The sequence below is a fragment of the Kribbella italica genome, from assembly GCF_014205135.1.
Taxonomy (GTDB): domain Bacteria; phylum Actinomycetota; class Actinomycetes; order Propionibacteriales; family Kribbellaceae; genus Kribbella; species Kribbella italica.
Genome location: NZ_JACHMY010000001.1, coordinates 1,679,530 through 1,705,688, shown reverse-complemented (window position 1 = coordinate 1,705,688; position 26,159 = coordinate 1,679,530). Strand labels below are relative to the sequence as shown.

19 protein-coding genes are annotated in these 26,159 nt (G+C 70.1%); 10 read left to right on the top strand and 9 right to left on the bottom strand.

Annotated elements, in window-relative coordinates; translation table 11 throughout:
* The first annotated feature begins 33 nt into the window (after positions 1-33).
* Entirely contained in the window at positions 34-1,317 is a 1,284-nt protein-coding gene (locus tag HDA39_RS07970) for a hypothetical protein (protein ID WP_184794589.1), read from the top strand.
* 4 nt (positions 1,318-1,321) lie between these two features.
* Here the strand turns inward: HDA39_RS07970 and HDA39_RS07965 are convergent, their stop codons facing one another.
* A complete protein-coding gene (locus tag HDA39_RS07965; RefSeq protein WP_184794588.1) occupies positions 1,322-2,074 on the bottom strand; it encodes a hypothetical protein in 753 nt (250 codons plus the stop codon).
* Between the two features lie 156 nt (positions 2,075-2,230).
* Between HDA39_RS07965 and HDA39_RS07960 the strand changes: the two genes are divergently transcribed.
* Both HDA39_RS07960 and HDA39_RS07955 read left to right on the top strand, forming a co-directional pair.
* Positions 2,231-3,961, top strand: a complete 1,731-nt coding sequence (locus HDA39_RS07960) for an FAD-binding protein (RefSeq protein WP_184794587.1) — start codon at positions 2,231-2,233, stop codon at positions 3,959-3,961.
* Between the two features lie 102 nt (positions 3,962-4,063).
* On the top strand, positions 4,064-4,876 hold the full coding sequence (locus HDA39_RS07955; protein ID WP_184794586.1) for a SigB/SigF/SigG family RNA polymerase sigma factor: 813 nt from the start codon (positions 4,064-4,066) through the stop codon (positions 4,874-4,876).
* Here the strand turns inward: HDA39_RS07955 and HDA39_RS07950 are convergent.
* A complete protein-coding gene (locus HDA39_RS07950; RefSeq protein ID WP_184794585.1) occupies positions 4,873-5,589 on the bottom strand; it encodes a VOC family protein in 717 nt (238 codons plus the stop codon). The genes HDA39_RS07955 and HDA39_RS07950 overlap by 4 nt on opposite strands.
* Before the next feature lie 153 nt (positions 5,590-5,742).
* Here HDA39_RS07950 and HDA39_RS07945 point away from each other — a divergent pair, with 153 nt between their 5' ends.
* Together HDA39_RS07945 and HDA39_RS07940 are read left to right on the top strand one after the other, a co-directional pair.
* Positions 5,743-7,956: a carbohydrate-binding protein gene (locus tag HDA39_RS07945; protein ID WP_202892906.1), complete on the top strand. Its 2,214-nt coding sequence runs from the start codon at positions 5,743-5,745 to the stop codon at positions 7,954-7,956.
* Positions 7,957-7,992: 36 nt separating this feature from the next.
* A complete protein-coding gene (locus tag HDA39_RS07940) occupies positions 7,993-8,970 on the top strand; it encodes a glutathione S-transferase C-terminal domain-containing protein (RefSeq protein ID WP_184794583.1) in 978 nt (325 codons plus the stop codon).
* Here HDA39_RS07940 and HDA39_RS43640 read toward each other — a convergent pair.
* Positions 8,967-11,006 (bottom strand): AAA family ATPase, encoded by a 2,040-nt coding sequence (locus tag HDA39_RS43640; protein WP_184794582.1) that lies wholly within the window; start codon positions 11,004-11,006, stop codon positions 8,967-8,969. The two genes, HDA39_RS07940 and HDA39_RS43640, sit on opposite strands and share 4 nt — an antisense overlap.
* 97 nt (positions 11,007-11,103) lie before the next feature.
* Here HDA39_RS43640 and HDA39_RS07930 point away from each other — a divergent pair, with 97 nt between their 5' ends.
* Entirely contained in the window at positions 11,104-11,775 is a 672-nt protein-coding gene (locus HDA39_RS07930) for a DUF6624 domain-containing protein (RefSeq protein ID WP_184794581.1), read from the top strand.
* Positions 11,776-11,787: 12 nt separating this feature from the next.
* On the opposite strand, the gene HDA39_RS07925 is transcribed toward HDA39_RS07930, so the two are convergent.
* Genes HDA39_RS07925 through HDA39_RS07900 form a run of 6 tightly spaced genes read right to left on the bottom strand, consistent with a single transcriptional unit; the run spans position 11,788 to position 18,522 of the window.
* The gene (locus HDA39_RS07925) at positions 11,788-12,618 is read right to left on the bottom strand and encodes a bifunctional allantoicase/(S)-ureidoglycine aminohydrolase (RefSeq protein WP_184794580.1); all 831 of its coding nucleotides are present in this window, start codon (positions 12,616-12,618) and stop codon (positions 11,788-11,790) included.
* Positions 12,615-13,949, bottom strand: a complete 1,335-nt coding sequence (gene allB / locus HDA39_RS07920; protein ID WP_184794579.1) for an allantoinase AllB — start codon at positions 13,947-13,949, stop codon at positions 12,615-12,617. The genes HDA39_RS07925 and allB overlap by 4 nt, the downstream gene beginning before the upstream one ends.
* Before the next feature lie 22 nt (positions 13,950-13,971).
* Positions 13,972-15,069: a glycerate kinase gene (locus HDA39_RS07915; RefSeq protein WP_184794578.1), complete on the bottom strand. Its 1,098-nt coding sequence runs from the start codon at positions 15,067-15,069 to the stop codon at positions 13,972-13,974.
* Positions 15,069-16,844, bottom strand: coding sequence for a glyoxylate carboligase (gcl, locus tag HDA39_RS07910; RefSeq protein ID WP_184794577.1), 1,776 nt, complete (start codon positions 16,842-16,844; stop codon positions 15,069-15,071). The genes HDA39_RS07915 and gcl overlap by 1 nt, the downstream gene beginning before the upstream one ends.
* A complete protein-coding gene (locus tag HDA39_RS07905; protein WP_184794576.1) occupies positions 16,844-17,728 on the bottom strand; it encodes a 2-hydroxy-3-oxopropionate reductase in 885 nt (294 codons plus the stop codon). The genes gcl and HDA39_RS07905 overlap by 1 nt, the downstream gene beginning before the upstream one ends.
* Entirely contained in the window at positions 17,728-18,522 is a 795-nt protein-coding gene (locus HDA39_RS07900) for a hydroxypyruvate isomerase family protein (protein WP_184794575.1), read from the bottom strand. The genes HDA39_RS07905 and HDA39_RS07900 overlap by 1 nt, the downstream gene beginning before the upstream one ends.
* Positions 18,523-18,648: 126 nt before the next feature.
* Between HDA39_RS07900 and HDA39_RS07895 the strand changes: the two genes are divergently transcribed.
* From HDA39_RS07895 to xdhB, 4 genes are all read left to right on the top strand, one after another.
* Entirely contained in the window at positions 18,649-20,205 is a 1,557-nt protein-coding gene (locus HDA39_RS07895) for a PucR family transcriptional regulator (RefSeq protein ID WP_184794574.1), read from the top strand.
* A gap of 144 nt (positions 20,206-20,349) precedes the next feature.
* The gene (gene uraD, locus HDA39_RS07890) at positions 20,350-22,278 is read left to right on the top strand and encodes a 2-oxo-4-hydroxy-4-carboxy-5-ureidoimidazoline decarboxylase (protein WP_184794573.1); all 1,929 of its coding nucleotides are present in this window, start codon (positions 20,350-20,352) and stop codon (positions 22,276-22,278) included.
* Complete coding sequence (locus HDA39_RS07885) at positions 22,275-23,717, top strand: xanthine dehydrogenase small subunit (protein ID WP_184794572.1); 1,443 nt, start codon at positions 22,275-22,277, stop codon at positions 23,715-23,717. Before uraD ends, HDA39_RS07885 begins: the two co-directional genes overlap by 4 nt.
* Entirely contained in the window at positions 23,714-26,158 is a 2,445-nt protein-coding gene (gene xdhB / locus HDA39_RS07880; protein WP_184794571.1) for a xanthine dehydrogenase molybdopterin binding subunit, read from the top strand. Before HDA39_RS07885 ends, xdhB begins: the two co-directional genes overlap by 4 nt.
* Position 26,159: the final 1 nt, after the last annotated feature.

Genomic DNA, 26,159 nt, shown 5'->3' with positions numbered 1-26,159 from the left:
TCCGGCTGCAAGGTCGTACTCGGGGAGGCAAGCATGTCGGGCACAGCGTTAACGGTCGTACTGGTCATCGGTGTTCTGGTCGCGGCCGGAATCACCTGGGGCATCGTCGCCCTGGTCCGCCGCCAGCAGTACATCAAGTCGCTGCGCGAACGTGGCTGGACGTTCGTCAACAGCCCACAGCTCGATGCCGTCGCGCGCCTCAGCAACCCGCCGTTCGGGCTCGGCTTCCGGCGTGACCCCGACGACCAGATCACCGGTCACACCGCGTCCGGCCGCCCGTTCCAGGTGATCGAGTACAAGTCCGAGAACTGGAAGGGCTGGGTCGCGATGGTCAGCCTGTCCCGCCGCCTGCCCGAGCTCTGGGTGATGGGCGGCGAGGCCCGCCCCCGGTACGGCGTGGAGGCGGCCAAGATGCAGTCCCCGGGCGCTCTCGGACCCGCCTGGCAGATCGGCGCGCTCGTTCCGTCGTACGCCGCGGAGGTGCTCACCCCGCAGGTCTGCAACCAGCTCAACGGCCTGGCCGGCGGCCTGCCCGGCCTCAACCTCGGGATCGACTCCGACCAGCTGACCGTGCTCGACCCGCCGCGCAAGGACGTCGACCAGCTCGGCCCCTGGCTGGAGCAGCTCGCCGCCGTCGCCGACGCGATCGACGCGACCCCGCTGGACCACCGGATCCAGCCCGAGCAGCCGCCGCGCTTCTCCTTCTACCACCACCCGGACTGGCACCTGATCGGCGTCGACGACAGCCTCCTGCACGTCACCCCGACGAACCGCGGCGGCCACAACCACCGCACCGAGGACGTGATCCGCGGCCGCGACGGCGACGGCCCGCCGTTCGTCGCGTTCACCCACCACTGGCAGACCACGCGGACCGAGACGTCCACCGACAGCGAGGGCCGGACCACGACCCGGACCGTCACCGAGAACCACAGCGAGGCGATCCTCGGGTTCCAGCTGCCGGTCCGGATGCCCGAGCTGACGGTGGCCGGCCGCTCGTTCGGGCGCGGGATCAGCTTCGAGAGCGAGCGGTTCAACGACCAGTTCAAGGTCACCTCGCCGAGCACGAAGTTCGCGTACGACGTGATCCACCCGCGCCAGATGGAGTACCTGATGGCGACCTCGCCGGCGCCGTTCCGGGTCGTCGAGGACTGGGTCTGGTTCGCACCCGGCGACCACAGCCAGGTGTCGATCGCGCACAACTCGCGGTTCCTGCGCGAGTTCCTGGCCGGTGTCCCGCGGTTCGTCTGGCGCGACCTCGGTCTGGCCGAGTCGCCGTACCCGCCGCTCGACACCGTCGCGGTGCCGGGCGGCAGGTAACGGCTCACCTCACTTCAGCGCCGCCGCCGGAGCAGCCGGCTCGGCGTTGGTCCAGCCCGACGCCAGCACCACGGTCCGGCCGCTCTTGCCGCCGACGCGCTCGCTGCTCAGCAACTGCCACCGTGACACCTCGCCCGGTCAGCCCGTCCGCCCACGCCGCCGGTGCGCCGATCTGCGGCACGCTCTGGTCGAGGGTCGGCCGGCGTACGCCGTTCAGCCAGATCTTGCCGACGTCGGCGCGCAGCGTGCCGCCGTCCTGCACGGACTTCCAGAACGCGGCCGCGTCCCGCTTCGACGCGAGCACGGAGAAGGCACTGACGCTCGCGAGCTCCTGGCGCCCGCTCGTCGCGGCCAGGCGGACCGGGGCCGACTTCGCCGACGCCGCGCGCTGCACGATCAACGGCAACTGCGGCCGGCGTGCGTCGTCGTACCCGGCCTCGATCAGTGCGGTCACGTCGAACAGGCGCGGATCGAGTTGGCCCGCGGTGAGTGGGCCGACGGCGTCCAGCGGGATCACCCGGAGCCGGCCATTGTCGGTGGTGATCCGGAACCGCATCGACCGGCGGTCCGGGGCAGGCGTCACCTTCGGGGCCGCGCCCGGGGTGATCTCGACGCGGTCGCCGGTGATCAGTGTCACGGTGGTCCCCGGCGCCGGTCCGGTGGAGGGTGCCTGGGCTGCCGCCGTACCGGGTGGGACGGTCAACAGACCGGCGGCCAATCCGGTCGTGACCAGCACGGAGATGGGTCTTCGGTGCACGTGAGCTCCTCGGGTGGGGATGGCTTCTGCGTTGAGTACCGGCCGGCCCGTTCGTCCGGTTGCACCTGCGACGTCCCTCACATCACGTCACACCTGGGCCTTTCGCCCGGTCTGATGGTCGTAGGAACATCTCCGGCGACCAAGAGGAGCGACACCGTGACCGTCACCGAGCAGCAGATCTCCACCTCCGTCCTGGTGATCGGGACCGGCGGCGGCGGTCTGCGCGCCGCCATCGAGCTCGCCGAGCAGGGCATCGACGTGCTTGCTCTCGGCAAACGCTCCCGCTCCGACGCGCACACCTCGCTGGCCGCCGGCGGGATCAACGCGGCGCTCGCCACGATGGACCCCGAGGACAGCTGGCAGCAGCACGCCGCCGACACGCTGCGCGAGAGCTACCTGCTGGCCAACCCGGTCACCGTCCAGATCGTCACCAAGCAGGCGGCCCGCGGGATCGAGGACCTGGAGCGCTACGGCATGCCGTTCGCGCGGGAGGCCGACGGGCGGATCTCGCAGCGGTTCTTCGGCGCGCACACGTACCGCCGTACGGCGTTCGCCGGGGACTACACCGGGCTGGAGATCCAGCGCACGCTGGTCAACCGCGCGGTCCAGCTGAACGTACCGATCCTCGACACGGTGTACGTGACCCGGATCCTGACCACGGGCAACCGGGTGTTCGGCGCGTACGGCTTCGACCAAGTGACCGGCAAGCGGTACCTGATCCGCGCCGACGCGGTGATCCTGGCCGCCGGCGGGCACACACGGATCTGGCGGCACACGTCGTCACGCCGCGACGAGAACACCGGCGACTCGTTCCGGCTCGCCGTCGAGGCCGGGGGCCGGATCCGCGACCCCGAGCTCGTCCAGTTCCACCCGTCCGGCCTGATCGAGCCCGAGAACGCGGCCGGCACGCTGGTCTCCGAGGCCGCCCGCGGCGAAGGCGGCCAGCTGCGCAACGCGTCCGGGGAACGCTTCATGGGCCGGTACGACGCCGAGCGGATGGAGCTGTCGACGCGCGACCGGGTGGCGCTGGCGGCGTACACGGAGATCAAGGAAGGCCGCGGGACGGAGAACGGCGGCGTCTGGCTCGACGTCTCGCACCTGCCGCGCGAGACGATCATGCGGCGGCTGCCGCGGGTCTACCAGACGCTGCTGGAACTGCAGATGCTCGACATCACCAAGGAGCCGATCGAGATCGCGCCGACGGCGCACTACTCGATGGGTGGGGTGTGGGTCCGGCCCGAGGACCACGGGACCGGGGTCGACGGCCTGTACGCGATCGGCGAGGCGGCCAGCGGGCTGCACGGCGCGAACCGCCTCGGCGGCAACTCGCTGATCGAGCTGATGGTCTTCGGCCGGATCGTCGCCGAGGACGCGGCCCGCTACTCGACTGGACTGCAGCGGCAGGAGCGGTCGGCTTCGGTCGTCGGCGAGGCCCGCGCGGAGGTCGACGGGCTGCTCGCGAGCGACGGCGAGGAGAACGTCCGCGCCCTGCAGCGCGCGCTGCGGAACACGATGACGACGCGGGCGGGCGTCGTACGGGACGAGGAAGGGCTGACAGCGGGCCTCGACGAGCTGTCGGAGGTCGAGGACCGGATGGCCAACCTCGGCGTCCATCCCGACATCGCCGGCTTCCAGGACCTCGCCCACGCCTTCGACCTCAAAGCCTCGGCCCTGGCCGCACGGGCAACGCTCGAGGCCGCCCTGGTACGACGGGAGACCCGCGGCTGCCACAACCGGTCGGACTACCCCGAGCCCGACGAAAAGCTACAGGTCAACCTCGTCTGGTCCGGCCGCGGCCAGGTCACCCAGGAAGAGATCCCCACCATCCCAGCCGACCTGACCGCACTCATGCGCGAGGTCTCCAGCGAAGGCAAACTCGTGGAATGACGTGGCTCGCTTGTTTGACGGGTGGGTACGAGTGCGGGTGCTAAATGACCGCGGTCCGGAGAAGTGGCCGCGCCGTGACGACTGCGTCGCGAGGTCACTGTCATGCACACCGTCGTACCCACGAACTGCACCACGGCCGAGGACCGCGCGTTGCGCGAGGCGGCCACCCATGAACTGCTGGAAACGCGGCATCGGTCCACGGACGACGTCGCGCGGCAGCGGCTGCTCGAAGAGGTGGTCGAGCTCAACCTCGAGATCGCCCGTGGGATCGCTCAGCGGTTCCGTGGGCGGGGCGTCGAGGACGACGATCTGGAGCAGGTCGCCTGCCTGGGGCTGATGAAGGCCGTGCGCGGCTACCGGATCGGTGACGGCGTGCCGTTCATCGGGTACGCCGTACCGACGATCCGTGGCGAGGTGAAGCGCTACTTCCGCGACTGCAGCTGGACCGTGCGTATCCCGCGCCGACTGCAGGAGCTTCAGGGCCGGATCGCCGCCGTGATCCCCCAGCTGGAGCAGGAGCTCGGCCGCGAACCCACGCTGGACGAGGTCGCGGCCGAGATCGGCGTCGAGGTCACCGAGATCCGCCAGGCCGAGGGCGCCCGGGGCTGTTTCGCCGTGCTCTCCCTCGACCGTCCGGCGTCCCGGGAGGACAACGACCTGTTCCTCGCCGACGTCGTCGCCGCCACCGAGGACCCCGAGCTGCACCAGTTCGAGGCGACCGAGATGCTCTCGCCGCTGATCGCGGGCCTGGACGCCCGCGACCGCGAGATCCTCGAGCTGCGGTTCGTCGAGAACTGGAAGCAGGCCGACATCGGCGCCAAGCTCGGCATCAGCCAGATGCAGGTCTCCCGCCTGCTGACCCGGATCCTGGGCCGCCTGCGCGACGACCTCCAGCCCACCGGCGCCGCCGCCTAGCGGGTCACGGACCAGGTGTCGATGCCCAGGGAGTCGGTGCAGACGCACGCTTTGTTGCCGTCGGCATCGGCCAGTACGACGTACGACGGTGCTTCGCTGTCGTCGACGACGACGCCGCCGGCAGCGACGGCCGCGGCGATCCGCTGCTCGGCGTAGTCGGGGGCGACCCAGACGTCGAGGTGGAAGCGCTGTCGCGGCGTCTCGTGCACGTCGGTGTCCTGGAACCACAGGATCGGCACCCGCCCGGTCGCGTCCCGGACGTCGGACGAGACAGTGCCCCGGCCGACGGCGACAGTGTCGCCGGTGAGCAGCGCTGCCCACATCGGCGCGAGCTTCGCCGCGTTCGCGGTGTCGAGCGCCAGCTCGATGGTGGTGATCCCGGCGACGTCGGCCTTCAGCCCCTGCGCGGCCGCGATTCCGGTGATCTGTTGCGCGAGGTCGAGGTCCTTGCGGGTCGTGTAGTCGACCACGTGCTCGACGCCGTCGACGACGTACACCGCGTCCTCGCTGATCAGTTTGAGGTCGACGAACGTGGCGCCCAGGGTTACTCGCGGCTGGTGGCCGTACGCCGTACCGGCCTCCGCGATCGCGGCGACGAACCGTGCTCCCGCCCCGAAGTCGCCGACCACGTACCGGGCGTGCAGGCCCTGCCCCAGTTTGCGCCAGTCGGTCAGCTCCGCCGCGGCGATCTGCTCGCCCGTCATCATCTCCATGATCCCGACGATAACCACTGTCCCGGACGGTCGGCTTCCTCGATCGGCCACCCGGCCCGGGAAGTTCCGGAACCGCAGAGGGGATGTGGAATGCGCCTGCCGCCGGTAGCGTCCTGAATGCAAGCGCTTTCCGCCCCAGCTCCAGGAGGTTTCGTGAGGCGTTCCCTCTCCGCGGCCGTTGTCGTCGCGCTGGCCGCCGGCAGTGTGCTGGCCGCCGCTGGGCTGCCGGCCACCGCCGGCCGGCCCGACCGTGGTGCCGCCGTCACCGGCACCTACTCCAGCGGTGCCGACCAGGCCTGGCAGCCCCTGCCCACCACGCACGTGACGCGCGACGACGGCGGTGCCGCCGACGCGACCGTGGTCGTCGACCCGAGCACGCTGCGGCAGAAGTACACCGGCATCGGCTTCTCGCTCGACGAGACCAGCGTCTCGAACCTGTGGAAGCTGACCCCGGCCGAACGCGACCGCGCGATCCGCCTGCTGGTCGACCCGAGGAAGGGCGCCGGCTTCGACCGGTTCCGGTTGACCATCGGCAGCCCCGACCTGATCGAGCACCTGCCGTTCTGGTCGTACAACGAGCTCCCGGCCGGTGTCAGCGAGGACTTCGGCCTGAAGCACTTCTCGATCAAGCGCGACGTCGACGCGCACATCATCGACACGATCAAGCTGATCCAGCGCTACAACCCGCGGGCGACGTTCTTCGCCTCGGCCTGGAGCGCTCCGGCCTGGATGAAGACCAACAACCGGTTCACCGGCGAGGTAGCGCTCAACCCGGGCAGCACGACGTCGTACCACCAGGTCGGCAAGCTGCGCGACGACTGCATCGACGTCTTCGCCCAGTACTACGTCAAGTACCTCCAGGCGTACGCCCGGTACGGCGTGAAGGTCGACGCGCTGACCCTGCTGAACGAGCCGGGTATCGACGTGGTCTACCCCGCGATGGACATCAGCGTCGAGCAGCAGCAGAAGCTCGCGGTCGCGATCAAGCGCGAGGTCCGGCGCGCCGGGCTGCGCACCGAGCTGTACGTGCACGACTTCAACTTCTACGACTGGCGCGACCCGAACAGCACCGAGACCAAGAACTACCACCGGATCTTCGACGACCCGGCGACACGCAAGGCCAGTGACGCGATCGCGTTCCACCCGTACTGGGGTGATCCCACGGTGATGCGCGACGCGTACGAGCAGACCGGCAAGCCGGTGCACATGACCGAGACCAGCGACCTGAACCCGGCCACGATCCTGAACTACTTCCGGCTGGACGCGTCGTCGTACGTGATGTGGGCGCAGACCACCGACCAGGACGGCGGCACGCTGCACTGGACGTCGGCCCGGGACAACGACATCGACTGGGAGGAGGTCGGCCGGACGACCAAGTGGCCGAACCGCCTGGTCAAGGTCGACACCACGGCGCGCACCTTCACCGTGCGGGACGAGCTCTACGCGATGGGCCAGTTCGCCAGGTACCTCGGGCCGGAGCACACGCGGGTCGAGTCCAGTGCCACCAGCAACGGGGTCAGCAACGTCGTCTACCGGGACCGCGGCGACGACTTCGTCGCGATCCTGGGCAACTCGAACCCGACGCCGACGACCGTGCGGGTCGTGCTCGCCGGGAAGTCGTTCACGACGACGGTTCCCGCGAACTCGTTCGCGACGTACCGGTGGAAGGGCGACGTGCCCTCGGAGCACCACAACCGCGCGCCCGTGCTGAAGGACGTACCGGAGGTCGTCGCCGACCAGTACGCCACCACGCAGGTCCAGCTGTCCGCGACCGACCGGGACCGCGACCGGCTCGCCTTCTACGCCAAGGATCTCCCGGCCGGGGTCAGCCTCGACGCGCGCAGTGGTCTGGTGACGTTGCGTCCGGCAACGGCCGGGAAGCAGGACGTCAAGATCCGGGTGACCGACGGCGCGGCGTACGACGAAGTGACGCTGCGCATCACCGTCAACGCCAAGGGCACACCGATCGGCGAGAAGGTCGAGGCCGAGGCGTACGTCGCCCAGCAGGGCTGGACCGACGGCGGCGCGAACTTCGTCGAGACCAACCCGTCGGCCAGCGGCGGCAAGAACGTCGGCTGGACGGCGGCCGGGAACTGGCTGCGCTACCGGCTCGACGTGGCGCAGGCGGCGACGTACCAGGTCGAGTTCCGGGCGGCGAACGGGACCGGAGCCGTCGCGCCGGACGCCGTGTCCTTGCGGGACGCGTCCGGTGCGGTGCTCGCCAAGCTGTCGATCCCGGACACCGGCGGCTGGGCGACGTACCAGTCCGTCACCGCGCAGATCACACTGCCGGCGGGTGAGCAGGACCTGACGGTGTACTGCGAGAGCGGCGGTTTCAACGTGGACTACCTGCGCCTCACAGCGTGACCGAATGAACTCGTCGTTGGTGGGTAACTTGGACAGGTGCCCTCCAACGACGAGTTCGACCGTGACACCGACTACATCGCCACCCGGATCACCGCGGACGGCCGCGACGGCTTCCCGGTCGAGCCGGGACGCTACCGGCTCGTGGTCGCGCGTGCCTGCCCGTGGGCGAACCGCGCGATCATCGTCCGGCGGCTGCTCGGGCTCGAGGACGTGCTGTCGATCGGGTTCTGCGGCCCGACGCACGACGAGCGCAGCTGGACGTTCGACCTCGATCCCGGCGGGGTCGACCCGGTGCTGAAGATCCCGCGGCTGCAGGACGCGTACTTCCGGCGCGACCCGCACTACCCGAAGGGCATCACGGTGCCCGCGATCGTGGACGAGACGACCGGGGCCGTGGTCACCAACGACTTCGCGCCGATGACGCTCGATCTGTCGACCGAGTGGACGGCGTACCACCGCGAGGGCGCGCCCGACCTGTACCCCGAGGCCTTGCGGGACGAGATCGACGAAGTTGCCGAGCGCATCTACACCGACGTCAACAACGCCGTGTACCAGTGCGGTTTCGCCGGTTCGCAGGCGTCGTACGAGGCGGCGTACGACAAGCTGTTCGCGGCCCTTGACTGGTTGTCGGACCGGCTGATCGATCGTCGCTACCTGGTCGGCGACGCGATCACCGAGGCCGACGTCCGGCTGTTCACGACGCTGGTCCGCTTCGACCCGGTCTACCACGGTCACTTCAAGTGCAACCGCAACAAGCTCAGCGAGCTGCCGGTGCTGTGGGCCTACGCGCGCGATCTCTTCCAGACGCCGGGCTTCGGCGACACGATCGACTTCGAGCAGATCAAGCAGCACTACTACCTCGTGCACACGGGCATCAACCCGACCCAGCTCGTCCCGAAGGGCCCCGAGCTGGTCAACTGGCAGATGCCGCACGGCCGCGAGGCGCTCGGCGGTGAACCCTTCGGCAAGGGCACTCCCCCGGGCCCGGTGCGCGAGGGCGAACGCGTCCTCTAGGTGCCGGGCTTCTGCAGGAGGTAGTCCTCGGCGCGCATCGACGCGGCCGGCTTGACGTCCTCCGGCAGGAGCTCGCGCAGGTCCCGCTCGGTCAGCGTGTCGGGGTCGCGGCGGGCCAGGCGGGTGGCCTGGTTGGAGATCGCTTCCTCGAGCAGGTTGCGGATGAAGCGGCCGTTGCCGAAGTTGTGGCCTCGCGGCGCGGGCGGGACGACCTTGCGGACCCGGTCCAGGACCTCCCGCGTGTAGGCCATGCCCTGCTGGCGGGCCTGCAGCTCGAAGATCGCGACCAGCTGGTTGGTGTCGTACTCGCTGAACGACAGCAGCTTCGGGAACCGCGACTGCAGGCCGGTGTTCGACTCCATGAAGCGCTGCATCTCGCGGTGGTACCCGGCGACGATCACCACGCACTTGTCGCGGTGGTCCTCCATCATCTTCAGGATCGTGGCGACGGCCTCGAGCCCGAAGTCGCCCGGCTGCCCCTCGGGGACCAGCGTGTACGCCTCGTCGACGAACAGCACGCCACCGAGCGCCTCGCGGAACTTGCCCGCCGTCATCGGGGCCGTCGTACCGACGGTCGGGCCGACGAGGTCGGAGCGGTCGACCTCGACGACGTGCCCGCTCTCGAGTACGCCGAGCTCCTTGTAGATGCGGGCCAGCAGCCGGGCGATCGTCGTCTTCGCCGTACCGGGCTTGCCGACGAACACCATGTGGCGAGCGCGCTCCTGCGCGGGCAGGCCGAACTCCTGGCGGCGCAGGTTGGTCTTGATCTCGGCGACCATCCGGCGGACGGAGTCCTTGACCGACTCCAGCCCGACGAGCGCCTCGAGCTCGGCCATGGCGTCGGCGTTGGCGGGGAGCGGCTCAGGGAGGATCAGCTCGTCGCTGCGGGGCTTGTCGGGCTTCGGCTCCTGTGCTTTCGGCGCCTGGACCTTGCGTGCCGGCTTGGGCTCCGCCTTAGGTACGACGGCCGGCTCGGGCTCCTTCGCCGCCGTCTTCTTCTCGCCCCAGACCAGCTTGATCGAGTCGTCCACCACCGCCGGCCGCTCCAGCAGCCGGAAGAACGCGCCCAGATCCGGTACCTCCGGCTCCGGCCACGCCCCACGCTCCAGTACGCCGGCCAGGTGCACCGACACCCGCGTCGCCGCGGCCGCCCACGCCCGCGCCAGGACCTCCTGGTCCTCGGCAACCGCCCGCGCGAGCCACGCCGTGTTCCGCGCCGGCCAGCGCCGCGGCTCGAAGCTCTTCTCCAGGTCGGCGATCGCGTACTCGACGTCCCACCCGGCGACCCCGAGGACCTGCCCGACCGCCGCCGGCTGACCCCGCAGCCCGATCGCCCGGATCATCCGCGCCAGCAACTGCGCGAACTCCCGCGTCTCGTCGTCCGCGACCACCGCCGTCAGCTTCCCGTGGACGTCACGCAGCGTGTCGAGCGAGTACTGCAACGCCGCCGCCGGGCCACCCAGCTCGGGCAGCAGCGCCCGCTCCGCGTCACTCAGTACGGCGGTCCGCCAGAACTGGGCGATCGTCTCGTAGTCCGCCGCCGCGTGCATCCGGGTCGCCTCGCGGTCCCCGAGCACCCGGTCGAACGCGGCCGTCAACGCCTTCGCGCGCGCCGCCATCGGCGGCGCGTCCACGAACAGGCTCACCACGTCCCGCGACAGCCGCAGCGCCTGCACGCGCGTCTCCTCGGGGAACCCGCGAGCCCCCGACACGACCTGCAACGGCCAGTCGGTCGCGCCGACGCGCACGACGTACCCGTCGCCGCCGATCCGCACCAGTGGTCGGTAGAACTCCCGTGTCAGGACGGCGCCGAGATCGGCGTACTCGCCGCGCAGTACCGGAACCCATCCCGCCAGGAGCGGCGCGATCTGGTGCGCGAACCACACCGCGGCCGGCGTACCGTCGATGAACTCCGGAAACACCCCCGGCCGCAAGGCGTCAGCCTCGTCCGCCCACCCGCGAAGCCGCCCCCGGACACCGTCCACCCACGCGTCCGGCACCTCCCACGCCCCCTCGACACCGAGGACGTCGAGCACACGCGGTCTCCGAGAGTGATCAGGCACAGGCACACCTTAAACGCCAGCCAGCCGACAGCCCGTCACGGGCGGCCAGGTCCAGCAGTAGGCTGCCGCGATGGACGACACGCTGCGTGCGGAGCTGCTGGCCCGCGCCGACGCCGACTCGACCGCTGTCGCGGCGTTTCTCGCGGCAGCAGACAACTGGCGGACGACCTTCGAGGCGCGCTCGGAGACCCCGTGGCCGTACGTGCTGCTGGAATGGACGCCTGCAGGCAGCGCACCAACGCCAGTACGCCGGGTCCTGGAGGTAGTCCACGACAACGTCCAGTGGCTGCGAGGCGTCGTGGAGACGCGGGGCTGGCCCGGCAAGTCCCTCGTCGGTGAGGACGGCGTCGACGCCGCCTGGCTGCTCCTTCAGCACGCGGGATCCGGCGTGCCCTCCATCGGCACCCCGGAGAACCTGCGATTCCAGGCCAGCTGCCTCCCGTTGCTTCGGGCCTCGGTCGACACCGGTGAGTCCCATCCCCGGCACCTCGCGCACGTGGCGGACAACCTCCGGCAGCGGGCCGGTGAGAAGCCTGTGTACGCCGCCTTCGCCACGGCGTTCGTGACCGACAACGACGAGCTGGTACTCCGGCCCGACCTGGAGGCCGCAGCGATCGACGCGGAGCGCCGCGAGATCGGCCTGCAGGCATTGGTCGACGACTTGGCCCTGCGCCGGGCGGGGACGCCGCCCGACGCGTGGGGTGAGGATCGGCCCGAGCCGTGGCCGGGAGGCCGGCGCTAGCGAGGGCTGCCGTCAGGCGAAGTGGCGCGGCAGCTGCGGGTGGCGGTTGACGTCCTTGTAGATCAGGTAGCGGAAGCGGGTCGGGCCGCCGGCGTAGCAGGCTTGGGGGCAGAAGGCCCGGAGCCAGAGGAAGTCGCCTTCCTGGACCTCGACCCAGTCCTTGTTGAGCAGGTAGACGGCCTTGCCTTCGAGCACGTAGATGCCGTGTTCCATCACGTGGGTCTCGGGGAACGGGATCACGCCGCCGGGTTCGAAGGTGACGAGGTTGACGTGCATGTCGTGGCGGACGTCGAGCGGGTCGACGAAGCGCTGGGTCTTCCAGCGGCCCTCGGTGCCGGGCATCTCGATGCCCTCGACCTCGACCTCGTTCGTGACGAACACCGGCGGTACGTCGATCCCGTCGATCTGCTCGTACGCCTTACGCAGCAGGTGAAACCGGGAGACCTGATCGCTGGTGTTGCGCAGCGTCCAGTCCGTGCCCGGCGGAAGGAACGCGTACCCGCCGGGCGCCAGCTCGTGCTTCTCCCCCTCGGCGGTCAGGACAACGTTGCCCTCGACAACGAAGATGACGGCCTCGGCGCCGGGATCGGTCTCGGGACGGTCGCTGCCGCCGCCGGGTGCGACCTCGACGATGTACTGCGAGAACGTCTCGGCGAACCCCGACAACGGTCGCGCCAGAACCCACAGTCTCGTGTTGTCCCAGAACGGGAGCCGGCTGGTGACGATGTCGCGCATCGTGCCGCGCGGCAGGACGGCGTACGCCTCGGTGAAGACCGCGCGGTCGGTGGTCAGCTCGGTCTGCGCGGGGTGTCCGCCGGCCGGCGAGTAGTAGCGCGGGTTCATTGTTCGTCTCCTCTGTTCAGCAGCCGGCCGCTGGGGCCGGCGTCGATGTCGATGGGTGCGCCGCGCAACCAGGTCCGGCGGACGACGCCGGCGAGCGGCCATCCGGCGTACGGGGTGACGGCGTTCTTGTGCTGCAGGGTGTTCGCGTCGACGACGAACGCATCGTCGGGCGCGAAGACGCAGAAGTCCGCGTCGTACCCGGGCTCAATCCGGCCCTTCCGCGCGAGGCCCGCCTGGGCGGCGGGCGCCTGGCTCATCCAGCGGGCGACGTCGGTGAGAGTAAAGCCTCGGCGCCGCGCCTGCGTCCAGACCGCCGGGAGCGCGACCTGGAGCGAGGCGATGCCGCCCCAGGCGGTCCCGAAGTCGCCGGTGTCGAGGTGCTTGAGGTCGATCGTCGACGGCGAGTGGTCCGAGACGACCAGGTCGATCAGGCCGTCGCGCAGGCCCTGCCAGAGCAGCTCGCGGTTGGCGGCCTCGCGGATCGGCGGGCAGCACTTGTACGGCGTGGCGCCGGGCGGGATCTCCTCCGAGGAGAAGGTCAGGTAGTGCGGGCAGGTCTCCGCGGTGATCCTGACGCCGTCGCTCTTGGCTTCGGCGAGCAGCGGCAGGACCTCGGCGCTGGAGACGTGCAGGATGTGGACCCGGCAGCCGGTACGCCGAGCGAGGCCGATCACTTGGGCGACTGCCTCGTTCTCGGCCGCGCGCGGACGCGAGTGCAGGAAGCCGTCGTACTGCGGTCCGCTGGGCGCCGTCTCGATCAGGTGCGCGTCCTCGGCGTGGACGATCAGCAGCCCGTCGAAGGTCGCGAGCTCGCGCATCGCCGCCTCCAGCTCGGCGGCGTCGAGCGGCGGGAACTCGTCGACGCCCGAGTGCAGCAGGAAACACTTGAACCCGAACACCCCGGCCTCGTGGAGCGGACGCAGGTCGGCGAGGTTGCCGGGGATCGCGCCGCCCCAGAACCCGACGTCGACGTACGCCTGCCGCTCGGCCGTCTTCCGCTTCAGGTCCAGCGCCGGGACGTCGCAGGTCGGCGGGATGCTGTTGAGCGGCATGTCGACGATCGTCGTCACGCCTCCCGCCGCGGCCGCCTTGGTCGCGCTGGTGAAGCCTTCCCACTCGGTCCGGCCGGGATCGTTGACGTGCACGTGGGAGTCGACGACGCCGGGCATCAGCACCTCGTCGTCGTCCAGCTCGACCTGGCGAGCGGCGGTGAGAGTCCCGTACGGCGCGACGACCGCGATCCGGCCGCCCGCGACGCCGACGGCCAGCGGCCGCTCCCCCGCGGGCGTGACCACCCTGCGGGCCTGGATGGCAAGGTCCAGCGAGGTCATGCGACGCCCCTCTCGGTCGAACTCATCGTAGGCCGATCCGTTCCCCAAGCCCGCGCAACAGCGGGACGGGGTCGGCGATACACCTGCTGACGTCGGGCTCCAGATCCGTCAATGCATACGCCGCGTCGATGCCCGCCGCCCGCAGCCGCTGGTCGTCCAGCCGATTGATCCCACAAACCGCCACCACCGGAACCCCCGCGGCCTTCGCCGCCGCTGCGACGCCGGCAACGGCCTTCCCATGCAGCGTCTGCTCGTCGAGCGCGCCCTCGCCCGTCACCACCAAATCAACCCCGTCGAGCCGCTCCCGAAAGCCGACCAGGTCGAGCACCAGCTCAATCCCAGGCACAAGCTCAGCCCCAAGCACCGCAAGAGCCGCAAACCCGACACCTCCAGCAGCACCCGCACCGGGCGTGTCACGGAGATCAGGCGCAACCAGCTCAGCCCAGTGTCCAAGTCCTTTGTCGAGTACTTCGATCTGCTCAGGCCCAGCGCCCTTCTGGGGTCCGTACACCGCGGCGGCTCCCGACGGGCCGGTCAGTGGGTTGTCCACGTCGCAGGCGACCAGCACCTCGACACCGTCCAGCTGCTTGCGAAGCGGCTCCAGGTCGACGGTGACTACTTGGGCGAGTGCCGCTCCGCCCTCGGGGATCTCGGCTCCGGAGGCGTCGAGCAAGCGGGCACCCAAGGCGCGGAGGAGGCCGGCGCCTCCGTCGGTGCTGGCGCTGCCACCGATACCGAGGATGACTCGGGTGCAGCCGGCGTCCACCGCGGCGGCGATCAGCTCGCCGGTGCCACGGGTGGTGGCGGTCATGGGAGCGAGGTCGCCTCCGGGGAGGCGGATGAGGCCGGAGACATCGGCCAACTCGACCACTGCCGTGTTATCGCGGCGGGCGAAGGCCGTCGCGACGGGCTCGCCGGTCGGCCCGGTGGCCGTGACCGGGATCAGTTCGAAGCCCGCCGCGACGGCGGCGGCGAGGGTGCCGTCGCCGCCGTCGGCGATCAGGACCGTGTCGACGACGGCGTCCGGGCGAACTCGCCGGACGCCGTCGGCGACCGCGGCGGCGACCTCAGCACTGGTCAGCGTGCCCTTGAACTTGTCCGCGGCAACCAGTACGCGCATCAGCGGAGCGCGGCGATCGCGGTCGGTGCGTCCTCGGGGCGCTCGGCGAGTTCCTCGAACTCGACCACCCCGTCGATCTCGGTGCCCATGGCAACGTTCGTCACCCGTTCCAGGATGACCTCGACGACGACCGGCACCCGGAACTCGACCATCAGCTTCTTGGCCTGCTCCAGCGCCGGCAGGATCTCGTCCGGCGCGGTCACCCGCAGCGCCTTGCAGCCCAGCCCCTCGGCGACCTTCACATGGTCGACGCCGTACCCACCGACCTCAGGACTGTTGATGTTGTCGAAGGACAGCTGCACGCAGTAGTCCATCTCCAGCCCACGCTGCGCCTGCCGGATCAGCCCGAGGTACGAGTTGTTCACCACGACGTGGACATAAGGAATCTGGAACTGCGCCCCCACGGCCAGTTCCTCGATCAGGAACTGGAAGTCGTAGTCCCCCGACAGCGCGACGACCGTCGACTCCGGATCCGCCACCGCGACCCCCAAAGTCGCGGGAACGGTCCACCCCAGCGGCCCGGCCTGCCCCGCGTTGATCCAGTGCCGCGGCTTGTAGACGTGCAACATCTGCGCCGCCTGGATCTGCGACAACCCGATCGTCGAAACGTAACGAGTGTCCGGCCCGAACGCCCGGTTCATCTCCTCGTACACCCGCTGCGGCTTGATCGGCACGTTGTCGAAGTGCGTCTTCCGCTGCAACGACGTCCGACGCGAACGGCACTCCGCAACCCAGGAAGACCGATCCACCAACCGCCCATCAGCAGCCCACTCCCGAGCCACCTCCACGAACACCGCCAAGGCAGCCCCAGCGTCCGACACGATCGAGTAGTCCGGCGCCAGCACCCGCCCGATCTGCGTCGGCTCGATGTCCACATGCACGAACTTCCGCCCCGACGTGTACGTCGGCAGCGAGCCCGTGTGCCGGTTCGCCCACCGGTTGCCGATCCCCAGCACGAAGTCCGAGGCCAGCATCGTCGCGTTCCCGTACCGGTGCGACGTCTGCAGCCCGACCATCCCGGCGGCCAGCGGATGGTCGTCCGGGATCGTCCCCCACCCCATCAACGTCGGTACGACGGGAACACCCACCAACTCCGCGAACTCGACGAGCAACGAGGACGCATCCGCGTTGATCACCCCACCACCCGACACGATCAGCGGCCGCTCGGAGGCGTTCAGCATCTCCAGCGCCTTCTCGGCCTGCGCCCGCGAAGCAGCAGGCCGGGTCACCGGCAACGGCTCGTACGTGTCGATGTCGAAGTCGATCTCGGCCAGCTGAACGTCCACCGGCAGGTCGACCAGCACCGGTCCCGGCCGTCCCTCGCGCATCAGCCAGAACGCCTTCTGGAACGTCCCCGGCACCTGCGCGGCCTCCATCACCGTCACAGCCCACTTGGCCACCGGCTTGGCGATCGCCGCGATGTCGACGGCCTGGAAGTCCTCCTTGTGCAGCTTGGCCACCGGCGCCTGCCCGGTGATGCACAGGATCGGGATCGAGTCGGCCGACGCGGAGTACAGCCCGGTGATCATGTCGGTGCCGGCCGGTCCCGACGTACCGATGCAGAGACCGATGTTGCCCGCGGCGGCCCGGGTGTAGCCCTCGGCCATGTGCGAGGCGGCCTCGACGTGGCGGGCCAGCACTTGCTTGATCCCGCCGTGCGTGCGCATCGCGCTGTAGAACGGGTTGATCGCGGCACCCGGCAGCCCGAACGCCTGCGTCGATCCCTCCTTCTCCAGGATCAGGACCGCGGCGTCGACCGCGCGCATCCTGGCCATCAGCCGATCTCCTTGCCGGACAGCCGCTCGACCCCGCGCAGCAGTGCGGAGTGGTCGAGCCCACCGTCGCCGTTGGCGCGGGCCGACGCGACGAGCTGAGCAACCAGCGCACCCAGCGGTACGACGACGCCCGCTTCCCGGGCAGCCGCGGTGACGATGCCCATGTCCTTGTGGTGCAGGTCGATCCGGAAGCCCGGCGCGAAGGAGCGCGAGAGCATGTTCTCCTTCTTCTGGTTCAGCACCGCCGAACCGGCCAGCCCTCCGCCCAGCACCTCGAGCGCGGCCTTGGTGTCGACGCCGTACGCCTCGAGGAAGATCACCGCCTCCGACAACGCCTGGATGTTGGCGGCAACGATCAGCTGGTTGGCGGCCTTCACGGTCTGACCCGCGCCGTTCCCGCCGACGTGGACGATCGTCTTGCCGACCCGGTCGAACAGCGGCTTGGCGGTCTGGAAGTCCTCCGCCTCACCGCCGACCATGATCGACAGCGCGGCGTTCTCCGCACCGGCCTGACCACCGGACACCGGTGCGTCGAGCAACCGAAAGCCGTTCGCCCGGGCCTGCGCCGCGAGCTCGATCGTGACGTCGGGCCGGATGCTGGAGAAGTCGATGACCAGGGCACCGGTCGGCGCGTTCTGAAAGACCCCGTCCGGGCCGGCCAGCACCAGCTCGACGTCGGGCGAGTCGGGCACCATCACGCACACCACGTCCGCGTCCTTGACCGCGTCCGCGATCGAGCCGGCCGCGAGTCCGCCGGCCTCGACCAGCGGCTTCGCGCGGTCCATGTCGAGGTTGTAACCGGCGACCCGGTGCCCGGCGTTCGCGAGGTGTACGGCCATCGGGCTGCCCATAATGCCGAGGCCGATGAAGGCAATGTTCGTCATCAGATTCTCCAGTCGAAGCTGTCAACGGAAGTGGTGGAGGGCTTGTACTCCAGCCCGATGAAGCCGGTGTAACCGCCGGCTTCGAGCGCGCTCAGCTGGGCCTGCAACGGGAGCGTCCCGGTGCCCGGCTCGTGACGGCCCGGGGCGTCGGCGATCTGCACGTGCGCGATCCGATCGATGTGCTGGGCAATCACTCGGTCGACGTCGTCGCCGTTGACCGCGAGGTGGTACAGATCCGCCAGCAGCCCGACGTTCGGTACGTCGTACGCCGCTTGCACGCGGTCGATCACGGCCAGCGCATCGGCTGCGGTGAGCAGCGGATACCGCTCGGCGCCACTCACCGGCTCGACCAGTACGACGCTGCCGATGCGCCCAGCCGCCTGGGCCGCGAGCCCGAGGTTCTCGACCGCTACCTCGTCCTGCTCGGCGGGCTGAGCCGAGTCGACCCGGTTCCCGTACAGCGCGTTGAACGCCCCGCAGCCGAGCCGCTCACCGATGCCGACCGTGACGTCGAGGTTGTCCCGGAACTCCCCCGACCGCTTCGGCCACGACACCAGGCCGCGGTCGCCGCCCGGCATGTCGCCGGCGAAGAAGTTGAGCCCGGTCAGCTGGACCCCGGCGTCGTCGATCGCCCGCACGAACGCGTCGATCTCGGCGTCGGCCGGCACGGCCTCGGCGAACGGCCACCAGAACTCCACCGCGTCGAACCCGGCCCGCCGCACCGCGGCCGGCCGTTCGAGCAGCGGGAGCTCGGTGAACAGGATCGAGCAGTTCACCGTGTAGCGCAGCATCATCAGCCCTCATCTTCCGCATTGTGGAATATAGTTTCTGTTCTGCGAAAGGACGATAAGTTGCCGTCACCCGCAGCGTCAAGCGCCCCGAGCGCTGTAGGTTTCTCCAAAGGGGCGGGAGGTGATCACATGCTGCTGTCCGAACTGTTCGACGCGCCGGGGCTCGGCCTGCGTCTGCTGCACCAGGCGCAGGACGCTGCCGACCGCCCGATCGGCCGGCTCGTCACCACCGACCTGCTCGAGCCCGGCAACTACCTCAGCGGCGGCGAACTGGTCCTGACGGGTCTGGTCTGGCGTCGCGGTCCCACCGACAGCGAGACCTTCGTCGCCTCGGTGGCCGGCCGGGGCGCGACCACGATTCTGGCCGGCAAGGCGCTGTTCGGCACGATCCCCGAGGACCTGGTCGAGGCCTGCCGTCGCCACCAGCTGACGCTGGTCGAAGTGCCGACCGAGGTCGCCTTCGCGGACGTCACCGAGTACGTCGCCGCCGCGACCGACAGCGGAGCACGACTGTCCGCGAGCCTGGTCCGTCAGCGCCAACTGCTGTCGGCGATCGCGTCCGGGCGCAGCCTCGACGAACTCGCCGCCCAGATCTCCGACGACATCGGGCACACGTGCCGGGTGATCACGCCGACCGGGCGGCACGTCGTACCGGGTCCGGAGCCGCTCGACGACCTGACGCTCGACGCGGTCACCCGTCGCTTCCTCACCGCCGACCGGACGCCGGCCGTCGCGGACGCCGGCGACGCGGCGTACAGCGTGTTCCCGGTCGGGTCGGGCCTCGGCAACCGGCTGACCGCCTGGCTGCTCGTGATCGAGGGCGACCACTCGCAATGGCCGCGCGACCAGGTCGAGACCGTGCACGAGCTGTGCGCGATCGCCGCCCTCGACCGCGTACGCCGAGACGAAGGCCGCCTCGCGCTGCGCCCGTTGATGGCCGACGCGTTGAGCCTGGTCGAGTCCGGCGGACCGTTGCCCGAGGTCACCACCCGCCTCCGCCAGGCCGGCGCACAACCGGACCGCCCGATGGTGGTTGTGGTAGCCGAGCTGCTCACCCCACAGCCCGCAGACCAAGTCCCGCGCGACGCGGGGTCGGCCGAGGTGGCTGTCACTGTGTTCGAAGATGTCGCCGGAGCGATCGGTCCTGCGACAGTTGCGCCGGGTCGCGACGGGCTCCTCATCGGTTTGTTGCCTTGGGCACCTGACTTGCCGGAGTTGCTGCGTCGCGCGTTCGGCCGGCTCGCCCCCGGCCTGGGCCGGTCGAGGATTGCCGTCGGCATCAGTGGCGAAACCTCCGTCGACGCCCTGGCCGGCGCCCTGGAGGAAGCCCGTTTCGCCCACCGGGTCGCGAGAGCCGGCACGACCCCGGTGTCGGTGGTGACCTCGGACCAGGTCGCCTCCCACGTGCTCCTGCTCGCCACAGTGCCTGACGACGTACGGCGTACGTACACGCACCGCGTGCTCGGCCCCGTGCTCGACCACGACCGCAAGACCGGCGGCGAGCTGCTCGCCACGCTGCGCGAGTTCCTCGCCTGCTCGGGCTCGTGGTCCCGGACCGCCGAGGCGATGCACCTGCACGTCAACACGGTCCGGTACCGGATCGAACGCGTTGAGCAACTGACCGGTCGCGATCTGTCCCGGCTCGAGGACAAGATCGACGTGTTCCTGGCGCTCAAGTCGCTCTGAACCCCGCCCTTTGGGTGATCGCACAGAACCGGCCCTGCCGCGGTGGCCGATCTTCGGAGGTTCGTCGATAGCCCGCGACCACAGGGTGAACGCAAGCTGTCGTGCAGGTCACAATCCCGCCGCCGACCCCTTGGAGGGTGTTCGATGAAGGCAGCCCTGCGCCCCCGACGCCAGACCTCGCGTCATCCCGTCGACGAGGTGATGTCCCCCGGACGTCTTGCCGTCTACGGCACCCAGCACGTCCTGGCCTTCTACGCCGGCGCGGTGATCGTCCCGATCCTGCTGGCGAACTCGATCGGCCTCAGCACCGAGCAACTCGTGCACCTGATCAACGCCGACCTGTTCACCTGCGGTATCGCCTCGATCATCCAGTCGGTCGGGTTCTGGAAGGTCGGTGTCCGGCTGCCGCTGCTGCAGGGTGTGACGTTCACCGCGGTGTCGCCGATGATCGCGATCGGTCTGGCCGCCGGCGGCGGCACCGACGGACTGCTGGTCATCTACGGCGCGGTCCTGGTCGCCGGTCTGGCGACGTTCTTCATCGCGCCGTTCTTCAGCCGGCTGATCCGCTTCTTCCCGCCGGTCGTCACCGGTTCGGTGATCACCATCATCGGCCTCGCTCTGCTGCCGGTCGCGGCCGGCGACGCCACCGGCGGTGCCGGACCGACGTCGGACCCGACCAGCGGCAAGAACCTCGCGTACGCGCTGGGCACGCTCGGACTGATCGTGCTGATCCAGCGAGTCTTCAAGGGGTTCATGGCAACGGTCGCCGTCCTGGTCGGCCTGGTGGTCGGGACGCTGGTCGCCTGGGCGCTCGGGGACGCCCACTTCGGCGCCGTCGCGGACTCCGGCTGGGTCGGCGTCACCACCCCCTTCTACTTCGGCTGGCCGCAGTTCTCGATCGCCGCGATCATCTCGATGGTCGTCGTCATGCTCATCACCGCGGTGGAGACGACTGGTGACGTCTTCGCGACCGGTGAGATCGTCGAGAAGCGGATCGGCCGCGAGGACATCGCCCGGGCGCTGCGGGCCGACGGTCTGGCCACCACGATCGGCGGCGTCTTCAACTCGTTCCCGTACACCTGCTTCGCCGAGAACGTCGGGCTGGTCCGGCTGACCCGGGTGAAGAGCCGCTGGGTGGTCGCCGCGGCCGGCGTGATCATGATCATCCTCGGACTGCTGCCGAAGGCCGGCGCGATCGTGGCCGGCATCCCGCACCCGGTGCTCGGCGGTGCCGCGCTGGCGATGTTCGCCACCGTCGCCGTCGTCGGCTTCCAGACGCTGACCAAGGTCGACTTCCACGACCACCGCAACGTGGTGATCGTCGCGACCAGCGTCGGGCTGGCCATGTACGTGACCGCGCAGCCGCAAGTCGCCCAGGCGGTGCCGGACTGGGCCGAGATCATCTTCGGCAGCGGCATCACGCTCGGCAGCCTGACCGCGATCCTGCTGAACCTGCTCTTCCACCACGTCGGCAAGGACTTCGGCCCGGCCGTCGCCGGTCAGCCGGGGGCGAGCGCCGTACGGCTGGACCAGGTGAACAAGATGACGCGGGCGGAGTTCGTCGAGACGTTCGCCGGGCTGTTCCAGGGGCCGCGCTGGATGGTCGAGCGGGCCTGGGAGATGCGGCCGTTCACCGACACGCACGCGCTACGGCGGTCGTTCCAGGAGGCGTTGTTCTCCGGGTCGGTCGAGGAGCAGCGTGAGCTGATCGAGGCGTACCCGCAGCTCGGGTCGCAGCTCGTCGCGGACGGGCTGAGCGGTGAGGCGTCGCTGCGGGACCAGGCCACCCGCGGGCTCACCTTCCTGGCCGAGCCCGAGCGCGACGAGCTGGCCGCGATCACCGAGCAGTACCGCGAGCGCTTCGGCTTCCCGCTGGTGATCTCGGTCCGCGACGCGGACTCGTTCGCCCGGATCGTCGAGCAGGGCCGCGAACGGCTCGGCAACTGCGAGAACCAGGAGCACGCCGCCGCGCTGCTGGAGATCGCGAAGATCGCCGGCTACCGCTTCGACGACTTCCTGTCCGACGCCAATCCCATCCACAGTGCAAGGACCCGCTGGAGCAGCAACCGATGAGCCCGAAGATCAAGGTCAACGGCGCCGACGTCTCACTGGACGGCGCCGGGGTCCACACCACCACGCTGGACTGGCTCCGCGACCGCGGGCTGACCGGCGCGAAGGAAGGCTGCGCCGAAGGCGAGTGCGGTGCGTGCTCGGTCCTGGTCGCCCGGCCCGGTATCGACAGCCCGACCGAGTGGACCGCGATCAACGCCTGCCTCGTCCCGGTCGCCGCACTGGACGGCCAGGAGGTCGTCACCTCGGAAGGCCTGGGCACCAGTTCTTCGCTCCACCCCGTCCAGCAGGAAATGGCAGTCCGCGGCGGATCCCAGTGCGGCTTCTGCACCCCAGGCTTCGTCTGCAGCATGGCCGCCGAGTACTACCGACCAACCCGTACGGCGTGCACAGGAGACGGTGAGCACGGCGCCAACGGTTTCGATCTGCACGCGTTGAGCGGCAACCTGTGTCGTTGTACTGGCTACCGTCCTATCCGCGACGCGGCGTACGCGCTGGGCGACCCGGAGATCGACGACACACTTGCGGCGCGTCGAGCGACTCCTCCTCCCCCGGCGGCGGTGACTCGGTTGGTGTCGGGTGGGGCCGAGTTCGTTCGGCCGGAGCGGTTGAGAGACGTGCTGGACATTCTTGCCGAGAGCCCCGAAGCCAAGGTGGTGGCCGGCTCGACGGATGCGGGGGTCGAGGTCAACCTGCGCGGGGTGCGGTCTCCCCTGGTGGTTGCCGTCGATCGGCTGAGCGAGCTCCGGGAGTTCTCCGTTGAGGACGACCAGATCCGGATCGGCGCCGCGCTCACGCTGACCGAGATCGAGCGGATGCTCGCCGGACGGGTGCCGCTGCTCGAGCAGCTGTTCCCGCAGTTCGCCTCGCGGCTGATTCGCAACGGCGCGACGATCGGCGGCAACCTCGGGACCGGTTCACCGATCGGCGACACCCCGCCGGCGCTGCTCGCCCTCGACGCCCAGCTCGTCCTGGCGTCGCGCCGAGGCGAGCGGACAGTTGCCTTGTCCGACTACTTCACGGGCTACCGGCAAACACTCAAGACTCCCGACGAGCTGATCCGCACCATCCTCGTCCCACGACCGCTCGCGCCGCTGACCGCGTTCCACAAGATCGCCAAGCGCCGCTTCGACGACATCTCCAGCGTGGCCGTCGGCTACGCCCTCGACGTCGTCGACGGAGTCGTCCAGCGGGCCCGCATCGGACTCGGCGGCGTCGCTGCCACCCCGATCCGCGCCGGCGCGACCGAGCAAGTACTCATCGGCCGCCCGTGGACCGAGCGCACGGTTCGCGAGGCGGCGGCGGTGATGGCGACCGAGGGCACCCCGATGGACGACCACCGCGCCAGCGCGTCGTACCGGTCCGCGATGCTCGGCCAGTCGCTCCTCCGCTTCCATGCCCAACAGGCCCAGCAGCTCGACGTCGAGGGGGTCAGCGCATGAGCCACCTGTCCGAACGCCCCGCCAAGGCCGTGGTCGGCGTACCGCTGCCGCACGAGAGCGCCGCGCTGCACGTCACCGGCGAGGCTCTCTATACCGACGACCTCGTCGTCCGGACCAAGGACGTCCTGCACGCCTATCCCGTCCAGTCGCCGCACGCGCATGCCCGGATCGTCGACCTGCGCGTCAAGCCGGCGTACGACGTGCCAGGTATCGTCCGCGTCCTGACCTCGGAGGACGTCCCCGGGGTCAACGACGCCGGCGTGAAGCACGACGAGCCGCTCTTCCCCAGCACCGAGGTGATGTTCCACGGCCACGCGATCTGCTGGGTGCTCGGCGAGACGCTGGAGGCCGCGCGGCTCGGCGCGGCCGCCGTCGAGGTCGAGTACGACGAGCTGCCGTCCCTGGTCACCGTCCGCGAAGCAATTGCCGCGGGCAACTTCCAGGGCACCGGCCGGCACCTCGAGCACGGCGACGTCGACGCCGCCTTGGACTCGGCGGCGCACGTGTTCGAGGGGGAATTCGAGTTCGCCGGGCAGGAGCACTTCTACCTGGAGACCCACTGCGCGCTCGCGCTGGTCGACGAGGGCGGCCAGATCTTCGTGCAGAGCAGCACGCAGCACCCGTCGGAGACCCAGGAGATCGTCGCGCACGTGCTCGGCGTCGCCAGCCACGCGGTGACCGTGCAGTGCCTGCGGATGGGCGGAGGGTTCGGCGGCAAGGAGATGCAACCGCACGGCTTCGCCGCGATCGCCGCCCTCGGCGCAACGCTGACCGGGCGCCCGGTCCGGCTGCGGCTCAACCGCACGCAGGACGTCACGATGTCCGGCAAGCGGCACGGCTTCCACAGCCGGTGGCGCGCCGGGTTCGACGACGAGGGCCGGATCGTCGCGCTCGACGCCACACTCACCGCGGACGGCGGCTGGAGCCTCGATCTGTCCGAGCCCGTGCTGGCCCGCGCGATGTGCCACATCGACAACGCGTACTGGATCCCGACCGTGCGCGTCGACGGGCAGATCGCGAAGACGAACAAGACCTCGCAGACCGCGTTCCGCGGGTTCGGCGGTCCGCAGGGAATGCTCGTCATCGAGGACCTGCTCGGGCGCTGCGCGCCGTTGCTCGGGTACGACGCGATGGAGCTGCGGCGGCGCAACCTGTACCAGCCGGGCCACAGCACGCCGTACGGGCAACCCGTCCGGCACGCGGAGCGGCTCGAAGCGTGCTGGAGCGAGGTGCTCCGCACCGGCGAGATCGCGGAGCGGCAGGCGGAGATCGTGCGGTTCAACGCGGCGCAGGCCAACCGCAAGCGCGCGATCGCGGCGACGCCGGTGAAGTTCGGGATCTCGTTCAACCTGACCGCGTTCAACCAGGCCGGTGCGCTGGTGCACGTCTACAAGGACGGCTCGGTGCTGATCAACCACGGCGGCACGGAGATGGGCCAGGGCCTGCACACGAAGATGCTGCAGGTCGCGGCGACGACGCTCGGCGTACCGCTGGAGCGGGTACGGCTGGCACCGACGCGGACCGACAAGGTGCCGAACACCTCCGCGACCGCGGCCAGCTCGGGCGCCGATCTCAACGGCGCGGCGATCAAGAACGCCTGCGAGCAGATCCGCGAGCGGCTCGAACAGGTCGCCGGTGGGCGGCTCGGGATCAGTCCTCACGACGTGCGCTTCACCGACGGGGTCGCTCGCGGTCTCTCGGGCGACGGCGTGCCGTGGGAGGAGATCGTGCACAGCGCCTACCACCAGCGCGTTCAGCTCTGGGCGGCCGGCTTCTACCGGACCGAGGGGCTGCACTGGGACGCCAACGCGATGCACGGCGAACCGTTCAAGTACTTCGCGTACGGCGTCGCGGCCGCCGAGGTCGAGGTCGACGGGTTCACCGGCGGCTACACGCTGCGCCGGGTCGACATCGTGCACGACGTCGGCGACAGCCTCAGCCCGCTGATCGACATCGGCCAGATCGAGGGCGGCTTCGTCCAGGGCGCCGGGTGGCTGACGCTGGAGGATCTGCGCTGGGACGAGTCCGACGGCCCGAACCGCGGGCGCCTCGCGACACAGGCGGCCAGCACGTACAAGCTGCCGAGCTTCTCGGAGATGCCGCAGGTGTTCAACGTGCACCTGCTGGAGAAGGCCCACGAGGACGGCGCGGTCTACGGCTCGAAGGCCGTCGGCGAACCACCGCTGATGCTGGCCTTCTCGGTCCGCGAGGCACTCCGCCAAGCCGCGGCAGCCTTCGGCCCAGCCGGAACCAGCGTCGACCTGCCCTCCCCGGCAACCCCGGAAGCGGTGTTCTGGTCCCTGGACAAGGCCCGCTCGGCAGCAGGCGCCACCCTCGACGGCAGCCGCGCGAGTGGCGCCCGCAGCGGCGAAGCCGCTCGCGGCCGGGGCGAGCCGGCCCCCTCCTCCTCCCCCTCCCCCTCCCGTCTGAGTGGAGTGTGAA

Coding starts and splice junctions, on each gene's coding strand:
- HDA39_RS07915 (WP_184794578.1), bottom strand. CDS start 15,069: ATGCGCGTACTGGTTGCCGCGGACAAGTTCAAGGGCACGCTGACCAGT.
- HDA39_RS07895 (WP_184794574.1), top strand. CDS start 18,649: ATGCTGCTGTCCGAACTGTTCGACGCGCCGGGGCTCGGCCTGCGTCTG.
- HDA39_RS07930 (WP_184794581.1), top strand. CDS start 11,104: ATGGACGACACGCTGCGTGCGGAGCTGCTGGCCCGCGCCGACGCCGAC.
- HDA39_RS07885 (WP_184794572.1), top strand. CDS start 22,275: ATGAGCCCGAAGATCAAGGTCAACGGCGCCGACGTCTCACTGGACGGC.
- HDA39_RS07905 (WP_184794576.1), bottom strand. CDS start 17,728: ATGACGAACATTGCCTTCATCGGCCTCGGCATTATGGGCAGCCCGATG.
- HDA39_RS07900 (WP_184794575.1), bottom strand. CDS start 18,522: ATGATGCTGCGCTACACGGTGAACTGCTCGATCCTGTTCACCGAGCTC.
- HDA39_RS07950 (WP_184794585.1), bottom strand. CDS start 5,589: ATGGAGATGATGACGGGCGAGCAGATCGCCGCGGCGGAGCTGACCGAC.
- uraD (WP_184794573.1), top strand. CDS start 20,350: ATGAAGGCAGCCCTGCGCCCCCGACGCCAGACCTCGCGTCATCCCGTC.
- xdhB (WP_184794571.1), top strand. CDS start 23,714: ATGAGCCACCTGTCCGAACGCCCCGCCAAGGCCGTGGTCGGCGTACCG.
- HDA39_RS07970 (WP_184794589.1), top strand. CDS start 34: ATGTCGGGCACAGCGTTAACGGTCGTACTGGTCATCGGTGTTCTGGTC.
- HDA39_RS07955 (WP_184794586.1), top strand. CDS start 4,064: ATGCACACCGTCGTACCCACGAACTGCACCACGGCCGAGGACCGCGCG.
- HDA39_RS07925 (WP_184794580.1), bottom strand. CDS start 12,618: ATGAACCCGCGCTACTACTCGCCGGCCGGCGGACACCCCGCGCAGACC.
- allB (WP_184794579.1), bottom strand. CDS start 13,949: ATGACCTCGCTGGACCTTGCCATCCAGGCCCGCAGGGTGGTCACGCCC.
- gcl (WP_184794577.1), bottom strand. CDS start 16,844: ATGGCCAGGATGCGCGCGGTCGACGCCGCGGTCCTGATCCTGGAGAAG.